The sequence below is a fragment of the Kribbella sp. NPDC104740 genome (assembly GCF_055583505.1).
The window spans coordinates 288,400-299,745 of the sequence record NZ_JBVJNV010000007.1 but is presented as its reverse complement, the minus strand read 5'-3'; the positions used below and the strand labels follow the sequence as shown (position 1 = coordinate 299,745).

Sequence of the window (11,346 nt, the reverse complement as noted above, 5' to 3'; positions counted from 1 at the left end):
AGCTAGTTCCAGTACAGCTCTGCGTCGTCGGGCTCCACCGTGACGTCGGCCCCCAGCCTGCGCAGGTTCCCCGCGAAGTCCGTGTAGCCGCGGTGCACGTGGTGCGCGGCCGAGACGAGCGTCTCGCCCTCCGCGGCCAGGCCCGCGATCACCAGCGCCGCGCCGGCGCGGATGTCGCTCGCGACCACCGGAGCACCGGAGAGGCGCGGGACGCCGCGGATGACCGCGTGGTGCCCGTCGGTCTGCACCTGCGCGCCGAGCCGGGTCAGCTCCTGCGCGAACGTGAACCGGCCCTCGAACAGGTTCTCGGTCACCATCGCCGCGCCGACACTCACCGCGTTCATCGCGATGCAGAACGCCTGCAGATCGGTCGGGAACCCGGGGTAGGGCAGCGTGACGACGTCGACCGACTTCGGCCGGTCGTTCATCCGCACCCGGAACCCCTGCTCCAGCACCGAGATCTCCGCACCCGCCTTGTGCAGCTTGTCCAACGGCAGCTCGAGGTGCTCGGCGTGCCCGTTCGTGATCGTCACGTCACCCTTGGTGATGGCGGCCGCGAACGCCCAGCTCCCGGTGACGATCCGGTCCGGTACGACGACGTGGTCGACCGGCTGCAGCAGCCCGTCCACCCCGGTCACCTCGATCCGCGGCGACCCGGCGCCCTCGATCCGGGCGCCCATCTGGACCAGCATCTCGGCGATGTCCTGGATCTCCGGCTCGCGGGCCGCGTTCTCGATCACCGTCGTGCCCTTGGCCAGCACCGCGGCCATCATGATCGTCTCGGTCGCGCCGACGCTCGGGAAGTCCAGCCACACCTCGGCCCCGGTAAGCCCCTGCGGCGCCTCGGCGATCACGAAGCCGTGCTCGATGTGCACCTTCGCGCCCATCGACTCCAGCCCCGCGACGTGCATGTTCAGCCCGCGCGACCCGATGTTGTCGCCGCCCGGCAGCGCCACCTCGGCCCGCCCGCAGCGCCCGAGCAGCGGCCCGAGCACCGAGATCGAGGCGCGCAGCTTGCGGACCAGCTCGTAGTCGCACTGGTGGCCGATCTCGCCCGGGACCGCGATCGTCGCCGTACCGGCGTCGCCGTCGACCTTCACCGAGCAGCCCAGCGTGTCCAGCAACTGGGCCATGAAGGTGACGTCGAGGATGCCCGGCACCTGCCGCAGCGTCGTCGTCCCCTCGGCCAGCAACGCCGCCGCCATCAACTTCAGCACGCTGTTCTTCGCGCCCTGCACCTCGACCGAGCCGTCGAGCCGTGCCTCACCAGAGATCCTGAACCGTTCCACCCGCCGACAATAGGCCATGACCCCCTGTTCTGCGCAGTCGCGAGCAGGCGCGCGGCGGAGTGCCTCGCGGTGCTGGGGCCGAGGTTGCGATGCGAAGCATCGTGGCCTTGGCCCCAGTGCCGCGAGGTGCCCGCCGCGGGTCGCGCAGCACGCGCAGAACAGGGGGTCATGGCCTATAGCGCCCTGCGGTTTCGGGCTTGCGTAGAGTGCCGTGACATGGCTGTGAACTTGACGCGGATCTACACCAGGACCGGGGACGCCGGCGAGACCCGCCTGGGCGACATGAGCACGACGACCAAGACCGACCCGCGGCTGGCGGCGTACGGCGAAGTGGACGAGGCGAACTCGACGATCGGCGTCGCGATCGCCGCCGGCCACCTGAACTCGGCGATCGTCGTCCTGCTGACCAGGATCCAGAACGACCTCTTCGACGTCGGCGCCGACCTCTGCAACCCGATCCAGCCCGACCCCCAGTACCCGCCCCTGCGCATCACCCAGGACTACATCGACCGCCTCGAAGCCTGGTGCGACGACTACAACAGCCGCCTCACCAAGCTGCGGTCGTTCATCCTCCCCGGCGGCACCCCGGGTGCGGCCTATCTGAACGTCGCCCGCACCGTGGTCCGCCGAGCCGAACGAGCCGGCTGGCTAGCCGTCGAGGCCCACGGCCCGTCGGTGAACCTCCTGGCCATCACCTACCTCAACCGCCTCTCGGACCTGCTGTTCATCCTCGGCCGAGTAGCCAACCTCTCCAGCGGCGGGGATGTCCTGTGGGTCCCCGGCGGAGACCGCGAGAAGCAGTAGCTGCCGAAGCCCGGCCGTCCCCGACGGCCGAGCTACACGTCGTCCTCCGCGGTGAGCCCGGGCACTCTCACGCGCACAGCAACAGTCGCCCACGCGTCGGCGTCGTCTGTCACAGCTCCTCCGATGGATCGGCGTGTGGTTCGTCGCGCCCGTTCAGCTCTCCCGCTCTGGTGTGGCGGGTGCGGGCGCGGTACTCGGTGGGAGTCAATCCGACCAGCGCGCGGAAGCGGCGGGCGAAGTATGTCGGGTCGGGCCAGCCGACGGCGGCGCCGACTCGGGAGGTGGGGAGGGTGGAGTCGGTGAGGAGGAGGGCTGCTTGTTCGGCTCTGAGACGGGCCAGGTGGGCCAGGGGGCTGAGGCCGGTGTGGTGTTTGAAGAGGCGGCTGAGGTAGGCGGGGTTGAGGTTGGTGAGGTGGGCCAGGGAGTCGAGGGTCCACGGGTGGGCTAGGGCTGCCTCGAAGTGGGTGATGGTGGTGGTGACTGCTGGGTGGATGGGTGGGGTTGGGGGATGAGTCGGGCGGCCGTCGGCGAGGGTGGCTAGGACGGTCGTGAGGCGGGACAGCGTGAGGGCCGGGGTGGTGGGGGTGGCCAGGTGAGTGATCAGGTCGATGGCGTCGTCGGCCGCGCGGGGTGAGACCTGGAGGGTGGCTGTGCCGTGGTGGGCGGTGGTCGGCCAGAGGAGGTCTCGGAAGGTGGGGAGTTGTTGGAGGGCGTTGAGCTCGGTGCGAAGGGATCGGGTGGAGACGCAGCAGTTGGCGACGGTGAGGTTGTCGCAGGCTGTGAACGCGTGCCAGGCGCCTGGTCTGAGGATGAGGACCTGGCCGTGCCGTACGGCGTACGCGCCGCTGCTGGTCTGGTGACGGCCGGCGCCGGTGCCGATGACGGCGAGCTCGAGGAAGTCGTGGGCGTGCGGGTCGACGCCGGTGGTGAGGTGGTGGACGCTACCCCAGACCGGGCCGCCCTGGAACAGGGTCGCCTCGTGGAGGGTTTCGGGCATGTCAGGATCGTACGACGGTAGGCGCGGACTGTCCTGGCCGTGAAGGGCAGGAAAAGCGACTGTTGAGGTATGACAGACCTAGTTGCGGAGTATCGGAAGAACGGATTTGTCCGAGTGCCGGGAGTGCTCACGGCGGAGGAGGTCGAGCGTTATCGCACGCGGGCGGCGAGCTACCTGGAGGCGCATCGGGCCGAGCGGTTGCAGCGGGATGCGATCTTCAGCCAGCTGGTGAACGTGTGGCAGCACGACGACGTACTGAAGGAACTCACGCTCCACGAAAGCATCGCCCAGACAGCCGAGCAGCTCGCCGGGTTCCCGCTCCGGATCTGGCACGACCAGATGCTCGTGAAGGAGCCGAACAGCAACGCCGCCACCCACTTCCACCAGGACCGCCCGTACTGGCCGCACACCAACGACCGGCTCCCCCTGTCGGCCTGGATCGCGCTGGTCGACGTCCCGCCGGAGCGCGGCTGCATGACGTTCCTCCCCGGCACGCAGACCGTCGTCGATCTGGAGCCGCAGGACCTGAGCGACGAGGAGGACCTGTTCACGCGCGCACCCGAGCTGCGCTACGCCCCACGCGTGACACTCCCGCTCAAGGCCGGCGACTGCACCTTCCACAGCGGCTACACCGGGCACATGGCGCTGCCCAACACGACCGACCAGGCACGCTTCGTGCACGTCAACATCTACATGGACGCCGAGACCGTCTACACCGGCGCCCCGCACCCGGTGACCGACCCGTTGAAGCTCACCAGAGGCGACAAGCTGAACGGAGACGAGTTCCCCCGTCCAGCTAGGTGAGATGCCAGCGAGGTTCGGCGCCGCCTTCGCGCGCGAGGTGTTCGAGGTGCGCCCGCGCCATCCGAACCGTCTGCAGGTTGATCCCCCCGAAGTCACCCAGCTCCGTGCCGATCGCCCCGGCCAGCTCGCGCACGCTGAGCGAGCTGCGCCGGCGGAGCAGAGCAGCAGCGAACGCGTGTACGTCCTCGACCCACTGCAGCGACACCTCGATCTTCGCGCGTCCTTCCGCGGCGGGCAGCGGATCACCGTGCGACGGGATCAGCGCGTCGAAGTCCAGTTCCAGCAGCCGGCGCAAACCCGTCGTGTAGCGGGTGACGTCGGTGTAGAGCGGCGCCAGCCAGACGTCGCCGTCGAGAAACGGTTGCCCCCGGCCCTGAACGTCGTCGAACGAGAACAGCGTCCGCGTCCGCTCGTCCAGTACGGCGATGTGCCCGGGACTGTGTCCGCTCGTCGTGATCACCTGCAGCGGCCGCTCAGCCGGGAGCCGGTCGCCGTCCCGGAGCAGTACGTCGATCCGCACCCGCTCACCAAGCTGCTCCAGCAGCTCGGCCCGCTCGGAAGCGTCGAGCGCCATCGCCGCCGGATCCGATCCCCACAACTCCGACACCAGCGACTCGTTCGACTCCAGCCACCCCGCCTCGGCGGCAGGCGCGGCGAAGACAGCGCCGCTCCGCGCCTTCAGCACCTCGTTCCCACCCATGTGGTCGGGATGCGCGTGGCTATTCACCACCAACGTCAGGTCGCCCAAGTCAAGTCCCAAAGACCGCAGCTCGGGCCCGGTCGCGGCCTCGGGCGTCGACGAGACCCCGGAGTCCAGCAGCACCAATTGGTCCCCGGCGTCGATCACATGCAGCCACAACGGCAACCCACACACGTGCGGGTAGTCCGTCGCCAGCCGATGAATCCCCGGCGCGATCTCCAACGGCACGCCGCTCACCGCCCCTCGAACACACCGGTACGACGCTCGGCGAACGCCGCGCGCCCTTCGACAGCGTCCCGCGTCCCCATCGCCACCGCCTGCAGCTCCCGCTCGTACTGGATCGCCGGCTCCAGCCCCATCGACAGCGCCGCCCGCAGGTTCGCCTTGGCCGCGGCCGCCGCGATCGGTGGCCGCGCCGCGATCCGGGCCGCCAGGGAAAGGGCTTCAGGCAACAACTCGTCTGCCGGCAGCACCCGCGACACCAGCCCCATCCGCAACGCCTCGGACGCATCGACCGGATCACCGGTCAGCAACATCAACGCCACGTCGCTCGCCGACAAGCTCGCCGCGAGCAGCGCCGTCACCCCACCACCACCGATCCAACCGAGCTTGATCTCCGCCGCAGCAAACGTCGCCTCCTCAGCAGCCAGCCGGATGTCGCAGGACAGCGCCAGCTCCAGTCCACCACCGAACGCATATCCGTTGACCGCGGCAACCACCGGCGTCCGCAGCGAACGCAGCGCGTCGCAGTAGTCGCGCCGGTTCCGGAAGTCCCACGGCCCGTCGTACCGGTCGAGCTCGGAGATGTCGCTGCCGACCGAGAAGGCCCGCTCCCCCGCGCCGGTCAGCACCACCGCCCGTACGCCGGGATCGGCGTCGATCCGCGGGATCAGCTCCAGGAGCTGCTCGCTCATCGAGCGTGTCGCCGCGTTCAGCTTGGCCGGCCGGTCCAGCGTCAGTACGCCGACCTGCCCGCTCACGTCGAACCGTACCTGTCCGTCCACCGCTCATCCCACCTTCGTCGCGCGCCGGGCGCGGTAGTCGGCCTCGATCCGGTCGACCGCGCGCCCGGGATCCTCGGCGTTGCCGAGCAGCTCCCGCACCCGCTCCGACAGCTCGTCCTGGAACGCGATCCACCCGTCGAAGCGCGGTCTGATGTACGACGCCGATAGCGTCGGCAGGGTCGCCGAGTAGTGCCCGTTCCAGGCCGCGTCGACCTCGGCGGACGACCACACCGCCGCCGACGCCGACTGCCCACCGGCCGCTGACACGACCGACAGCTGCGTCGCGGGGTCGAGCAGCGCGCGGGCGTACTTGGTCACCGCGAGCACCCGCGAGTACGCGCGCCTGGTGACCGCCAGCCCGGTCCCGCCCAACGTGCCGAGGCCGGGTCCGTCCGACTCGAACAGCCGAGGCGCAGCCGACCAGGCCAGCGCGTGCCGGTCACCAGCAGCAGCGCCGTAGTACGCGTACGAATAGACGAGCGGGCAGCAACCAGCGTTGCCCGAGGCAAGCAGCTCGTGGATCCCGATCGGGTCCAGCCCGGCCGCCTCCTGATCGCCGGCCCGCCACACCGCACGCAGCATCTCCACCGCGGCAACAGCCCGCGACCGATCAAGCAGCCCGTCTCCAGCACGCGATCCGGCCATCCCGAGCAAGCTCAACCCCGCATGCGGCCCCGCCACACACAGCACCACACCCGACAGCTCCAGCACCTCAGCCCAGGAAGAAGGCGCCCGCACCAGATCGGGCCGGTACAACAGCGTCTGAGTCGCAGCGTCCAGCGGTAGCGCCCAGTTGTGCCCGTACAACCGATAGCTCTCCCACGTCGGAGCAACCGCCTGCGACCGCCAAACTTCCAGATCCTCCCCCGCGAACACGTCCTCCACCGGCAGCACAGCCCCGGCCTCGATCGCCGCGCCCAGCCCCGGGTGGTCGATCACGAGCAGGTCGTACGTCTCGGCCAACGCCTCCAGCGGCTGCGACTCGAAACCGGACAGCGGCTGCCGGTCCCACACCACCCGTACGTCGTCGGCACCACCCGCGGCCTCGAACGCTTCCAGCGGACGAAAGCCTCGTGGATGGTCCCAGGTGAGCCCCCGCAACTCGATGCTCACGAGCCCACGACTCCCCGATCGACCAGCTCGGCCCAGCGCTCAGAAGGCAGCCCGAGCTCCTCCAGAAGTTCGCCCGTATGCTGACCCGTCAACGGCGCCGGCCGCCGTACGGAAGCGGGCGTCCGCCCGAACCGGTACGGAAACCCCGGCGTCGTCACCTCGCCCTCCGTCGGGTGTTCGTACGTCACGAACGACCCGTTGTGGACGACCTGCGGATCAGCCTGCACATCGGCGTAGTCGTACACCGGCCCGCACCAAACGCCCCGAGCACGCAGCAGCTCCAGCCAGCGATCCGTCGAATCCTTCGACAGGGCAGCCGACACAGCAGCAGCGATCTCGTCACGCCGCACGAACCCGTCCCGCTCAGCGTCCAGCCCAGCCAGCTCCGGCGCCTCCAGCACCTCCGCCAGCACCGACAGATCAGCGAACGCCAGCGACAGGTACCCGTCCGCCGTACCGAAGATCCCGTACGGTGCCCGAATGTAGCTGTGCGCGTGCACCTCCGCGGACCGCGTCTGCGGCACCCCACCCACCGTGTGCACCGACAGCTCCTGCATCTGCAACGCGATCACCGCATCCAGCATGTTCACCTGCACGAGTTGGCCCTCCCCCGTCCGCTCCCGGTGCAGCAACGCCGCCAGCACGCCCTCGAACGCGCTGTACGCCGTCACCGCATCGGCCAGGAAGTACGGCGCCGCGACCGGCGGCTCCCCCGGCCGCCCAGCACTGAACAACGCCCCGCTCATCGCCTGGACGAGCAGATCCTGCCCCGGCCACTCGGCGTACGGACCGGTCTCGCCGTACCCCGACACCGACACGTAGACCAGCGACGGCTGCAGCGCGCGCAGCGTCTCGTAGTCGACGCCGAGCCGGGCGGCGACCCCTGGCCGGTAGTTCTGCAGGAACACGTCCGCACCACGCACCAGCTCGTACAACAACTCGCGCCCCTCAGCGGCCTTCAGGTTCACCGCGAGGCTGCGCTTGTTCCGGTTCAGCGACAGGAACGACGCGTTCACCACGTTCCCGGTCGCGCCGCCGGCCGCGGTGTGCCGCTGCCACTCCCCCGCGACCGGTTCGACCTTGACCACGTCCGCGCCGAGGTCGCCGAGCCGCATCGCGGCCAGCGGTCCGGCCATCGCGACCGAGACGTCGAGCACCCGGTAGCCGTCCAGGATTCCCATCGTGTGTCCTTACTGTGCGGTCCAGCCGGCGTCCACGGGGAGCACCGCACCGGTGATGAAGGAGGCGTCGTCGCCGGCCAGGAAGGCGATCGCCGCGGCGACCTCCGCGGGCTGCCCGATCCGGCCGAGCGCGTGGTGCCGGTCGACCATCGCCTGCATGGCGCCGGGGTCGGCCGCGCCGCCGACCTTGCCGTTGCGGATCAGCGGGGTGTCGATCAGCCCGGGCGCGACGCAGTTCGCCCGGACGCCGTCGCGGCCGTGGTCGAGCGCCATCGCGCGGGTCAGGTTCTCGACCCCGGCCTTGGCCGCGCAGTACGCCGACCGGTTGCGCTCGCCGACGGTCCCGATCGCCGACGAGATCGTCACGATCGCACCGCTGCCCTGGGCCACGAAGCCGGGCAGCACCGCCCGGCAGGAGTTGTAGACGCCGGTCAGGTCGACGTCCAGGATCGTCTGCCACTGCGCCGGCGTCGTGTTCGGCACGGTGTCGCACACGTCGACCCCGGCCGCGCTGACCAGGACGTGCAGGCCACCCAGGTCGGCGGTCACCGCGGCGACCACCGCGAGGGTCCGGTCGAGATCGGTGACGTCCAACTGGTAGCCGCGGCCGCCAAGCTCGCCGGCCAGCGCCTCGGCAGCGGCGCCGTCCCGGTCAGTCAGTACGACGCTGCCGCCCTCCGCGGCGAACCGGCGGGCGGAGGCCGCCCCGATCCCGGAGGCGGCTCCGGTGATCAGGACGACCTTGCCCTCGAAACGCGTGCGGTCCATCAGGGCTTCTCGTACGGGAAGCTGGGCAGCACACCGATCTTGTCGTACTCCATCTTCGAGGTGTCGAAGTCCTCTGCCCAGTCGGCGTTGGTCACCTGGTTGCACTGGTAGGACTGGTACTTCTGGTCGGTCACCTTGCCGACCTGGACGTTGCTGAAGGAGTAGCCGCAGCCACCGGCGTCCATGTGCACACCGCGGGTGCCGCCGGCGTCCGGCATCGACGGGTCCGGGATCACGTCGCCGATCACCATCTGGTCGACGGTGTTCTTGACCGGGTGCGGTTCCTGGTTCCCGACGCCGTAGCTGTAGAAGGCGCCCATGTCACCGCTGTCCAGGCCGGTCTGCTCGAGCCGGATGTACTTGAAGCTGTTGCCGTCGGTGTACTGGTCGCCGTCCTTGACCTCCGGCCGCGACTCCAGGCTGATCCCGTACCGGGCGCTGTGCTCGACGACGATGTTCTCGATCTTGTTGTGCCCGGTGTCCATCAGCTCGATCCCGGCCGCGTCACCGGGGACCAGCTCGCCGACGTGCGAGATGTAGTTGTTCTTGATGGTGTGGTGGTTGCTCAGGTCACCTTCCCCCGGCCAGCCGCCCTCGACCTTGATGCCGTCGGCACCGATGTTCTCCAGCAGGCTGTCGGTGATCTTCACGTGGTCGTTGGCGAACAACAGGTAGATCCCGGTGAAGCCGGTGTCCGACACGTGCAGCCTGGTCAGGTCGATGTTGCTGGTGTTGGTCAGCCGGACCGCGCCGAACCGGTTCCGCGGCATCTCGATCTGCCGGTCGTACTCCGGGTACTTGTGCGGGTCACCGGAGTCGCCACCGGCCACCCACCCGTTGCGGTACCAGCTGACGAAGTCGGAGTACTGGACGCCGAGCCCGTCGAACTTCACGTCGTGCAGCCGGTCCTGCGGCGAGGCGCCGGCCAGGTCGAGCACGGTGGTCACCGTCGGCCGGAGCACCTTGACGCCGTCCATGGTTCCGCCGCGCGGCTTGTAGTAGACCTCACCGGCCTTGGAGTCCAGGTAGTACTCACCCGGCTGGTCGAGGAAGCTCAGCGAGTTCTGGAAGAAGTACCGCGACCCGCCGCGGCTGTTCACCATCGCGTACCGGGTCCAGTACTTCAGCGTGGTCTGGGTCTTGGTGAAGTTGGTGTCGAGCAGCGGGATGGTGTCGGTGAACCAGCTCCACGAGCCGCCGGACCAGATCGTCACCGAGGCCTGGCTCATGTCCCAGGACGGGTCCCAGTCACCGGGCTTGCCCCACAGCCAGTTGTGCACGTCCATCTTGTCCTCCTGGTAGAGGACGGACGTCAGGTACGGCGACCAGGTGTCGTCGCTGCCACGGTTCGGGTAGCGCGCGTTGGTGGCCCGCTTCCCGTCCTCGAACAGCGTGTAGAACGGCTTCGACGCGTCCACCTTGGCCTTGTAGATGCCGTCCTTGTACGGCTGCCAGCCGGTGATCTCCTCGGCCCCGGACAGCGTCGCCGTCCCGGGTCCGTCGGCGCTGCGGTAGATCACCTGGTGACCGTTGGTGCCGGAGTCGCGCTGGTCGAGCTGGATGGTGCTGTCGACCTGGTACGTGCCGGCCTTGACGTTGACCGTGATGTCACAGGTCATCGACTGGTTGAGCTTCTGGGCCCGGATCTCGTCGCGGGCCTTGGTGATCGTCTTCCAGGGCGCCTTCTCGGTGCCCTTGGCGGAATCGTTGCCATAGGGGGCCACCCAGAACTTGGCGCACTTGGCGGCGTCCGCGGTCTGGGTGCTGAACTGGACGGCGGCCACCGTCACCAGGGCGGCGGCAGCCACCGTGGCGACGGCGCCGAGCGCCCTTCGTTTCCTGCTGGGGTGGGACATCGGGCGGGTCCTCTCGAAGAAGTCAGGCGCCGGCGCCGTTGCCGTTCTGCGTGGCGCGCCAGCGTTCGTACTCGAGCCGGGTCTTGCTGTTCAGGGGGTAGTAGTCGCGCAGCGGGGCGCCCTCGTCGATCCGGCGCCGGCTGAACTTCTCCCACTCGTCGTGCTCGGCCGCGGCCTGCACGACCGCCTCGGCGCGCTGCCGCGGGACGACCACCGCACCGTCGTCGTCGGCCACCACCAGGTCGCCGGGCAGGGTCAGTACGCCGCCGACCGCGACCGGGACGTTGTAGGCCCACGGGAAGAGCTCGGACTGCGACGCGTAGTGCGGGGTCGCGCCGGTCGTCCACATCGGGACGTCCAGCTGGGAGACCCGCGGCACGTCGCGGATCCGGCCGTCGACCACGATCCCGGCGCCGCCGCGGAGCTTGAAGTAGCGGACCAGCATGTCGCCGAAGCAGCCGGTGGTGTGGCTGCCGTAGGCCTGCACCATCAGCACGTCACCGGGCTGCACCTCGTCGAGCACGGCCCACAGCGCCGTACTGCGCTCGATGTACTCCTGGGACTGGCCGTCGGCGATGTCCTCGCGCTGCGGCATGAACTGCAGCGTCAGCGCCCGCCCGACGACCTTCGTACCGGGCTTCATCGTGGTCGGCCCGTCGACGAAGGTCCGGCGGATGCCCTGGTTGTGCAGCCGGGCGCAGGCCGTCGCCGACCCGATCGCGCCCAGCCGCTCGACCAGGTCCGGGTCGGCCGCGGGCGGGTCGTCGCCACGGACCGGGAGGTCCCACACCGGCGATGTCAGGGCATGCTCGGTACCGCTACTCACTATG

General features: G+C 69.6%; 11 protein-coding genes. 2 read left to right on the top strand and 9 right to left on the bottom strand.

The genetic code is table 11. From position 1 onward, the window contains the following. Window positions 1-2: 2 nt before the first annotated feature. Window positions 3-1,289, bottom strand: coding sequence for a UDP-N-acetylglucosamine 1-carboxyvinyltransferase (gene murA, locus ACZ6Z4_RS31915; RefSeq protein WP_465572847.1), 1,287 nt, complete (start codon window positions 1,287-1,289; stop codon window positions 3-5). A 216-nt stretch (window positions 1,290-1,505) separates the two neighbouring features. On the opposite strand from murA, the gene ACZ6Z4_RS31910 reads away from it, so the two are divergent. After that, a complete protein-coding gene (locus ACZ6Z4_RS31910) occupies window positions 1,506-2,093 on the top strand; it encodes a cob(I)yrinic acid a,c-diamide adenosyltransferase (protein ID WP_363664727.1) in 588 nt (195 codons plus the stop codon). Window positions 2,094-2,202: 109 nt separating this feature from the next. On the opposite strand, the gene ACZ6Z4_RS31905 is transcribed toward ACZ6Z4_RS31910, so the two are convergent. Beyond that, on the bottom strand, window positions 2,203-3,090 hold the full coding sequence (locus tag ACZ6Z4_RS31905; RefSeq protein WP_465572842.1) for a helix-turn-helix domain-containing protein: 888 nt from the start codon (window positions 3,088-3,090) through the stop codon (window positions 2,203-2,205). 69 nt (window positions 3,091-3,159) lie between these two features. On the opposite strand from ACZ6Z4_RS31905, the gene ACZ6Z4_RS31900 reads away from it, so the two are divergent. After that, a complete protein-coding gene (locus ACZ6Z4_RS31900) occupies window positions 3,160-3,894 on the top strand; it encodes a phytanoyl-CoA dioxygenase family protein (protein ID WP_465572837.1) in 735 nt (244 codons plus the stop codon). On the opposite strand, the gene ACZ6Z4_RS31895 is transcribed toward ACZ6Z4_RS31900, so the two are convergent. From ACZ6Z4_RS31895 to ACZ6Z4_RS31865, 7 genes are read right to left on the bottom strand one after another with little or no spacing between them, the layout of a single operon-like run. Beyond that, window positions 3,887-4,822 carry an MBL fold metallo-hydrolase gene (locus ACZ6Z4_RS31895; protein WP_465572831.1) on the bottom strand — a complete coding sequence of 312 codons (936 nt, stop codon included), beginning with the start codon at window positions 4,820-4,822 and terminating at the stop codon, window positions 3,887-3,889. The genes ACZ6Z4_RS31900 and ACZ6Z4_RS31895 overlap by 8 nt on opposite strands. A gap of 5 nt (window positions 4,823-4,827) precedes the next feature. Beyond that, window positions 4,828-5,598, bottom strand: coding sequence for an enoyl-CoA hydratase/isomerase family protein (locus tag ACZ6Z4_RS31890; RefSeq protein ID WP_465572828.1), 771 nt, complete (start codon window positions 5,596-5,598; stop codon window positions 4,828-4,830). Between the two features lie 3 nt (window positions 5,599-5,601). Beyond that, the gene (locus ACZ6Z4_RS31885; protein WP_465572822.1) at window positions 5,602-6,711 is read right to left on the bottom strand and encodes an extracellular solute-binding protein; all 1,110 of its coding nucleotides are present in this window, start codon (window positions 6,709-6,711) and stop codon (window positions 5,602-5,604) included. Further along, window positions 6,708-7,892 carry a CaiB/BaiF CoA transferase family protein gene (locus ACZ6Z4_RS31880; RefSeq protein WP_465572819.1) on the bottom strand — a complete coding sequence of 395 codons (1,185 nt, stop codon included), beginning with the start codon at window positions 7,890-7,892 and terminating at the stop codon, window positions 6,708-6,710. Before ACZ6Z4_RS31880 ends, ACZ6Z4_RS31885 begins: the two co-directional genes overlap by 4 nt. Before the next feature lie 9 nt (window positions 7,893-7,901). Further along, a complete protein-coding gene (locus ACZ6Z4_RS31875) occupies window positions 7,902-8,660 on the bottom strand; it encodes an SDR family NAD(P)-dependent oxidoreductase (protein ID WP_465572816.1) in 759 nt (252 codons plus the stop codon). After that, window positions 8,660-10,516, bottom strand: a complete 1,857-nt coding sequence (locus ACZ6Z4_RS31870) for a right-handed parallel beta-helix repeat-containing protein (protein WP_465572810.1) — start codon at window positions 10,514-10,516, stop codon at window positions 8,660-8,662. Before ACZ6Z4_RS31870 ends, ACZ6Z4_RS31875 begins: the two co-directional genes overlap by 1 nt. A 22-nt stretch (window positions 10,517-10,538) precedes the next feature. Then, the gene (locus ACZ6Z4_RS31865; protein WP_465572807.1) at window positions 10,539-11,342 is read right to left on the bottom strand and encodes an RraA family protein; all 804 of its coding nucleotides are present in this window, start codon (window positions 11,340-11,342) and stop codon (window positions 10,539-10,541) included. Window positions 11,343-11,346 lie beyond the last annotated feature (4 nt).

Coding starts and splice junctions, on each gene's coding strand:
- ACZ6Z4_RS31880 (WP_465572819.1), bottom strand. CDS start 7,892: ATGGGAATCCTGGACGGCTACCGGGTGCTCGACGTCTCGGTCGCGATG.
- ACZ6Z4_RS31875 (WP_465572816.1), bottom strand. CDS start 8,660: ATGGACCGCACGCGTTTCGAGGGCAAGGTCGTCCTGATCACCGGAGCC.
- ACZ6Z4_RS31910 (WP_363664727.1), top strand. CDS start 1,506: ATGGCTGTGAACTTGACGCGGATCTACACCAGGACCGGGGACGCCGGC.
- ACZ6Z4_RS31905 (WP_465572842.1), bottom strand. CDS start 3,090: ATGCCCGAAACCCTCCACGAGGCGACCCTGTTCCAGGGCGGCCCGGTC.
- ACZ6Z4_RS31900 (WP_465572837.1), top strand. CDS start 3,160: ATGACAGACCTAGTTGCGGAGTATCGGAAGAACGGATTTGTCCGAGTG.
- ACZ6Z4_RS31870 (WP_465572810.1), bottom strand. CDS start 10,516: ATGTCCCACCCCAGCAGGAAACGAAGGGCGCTCGGCGCCGTCGCCACG.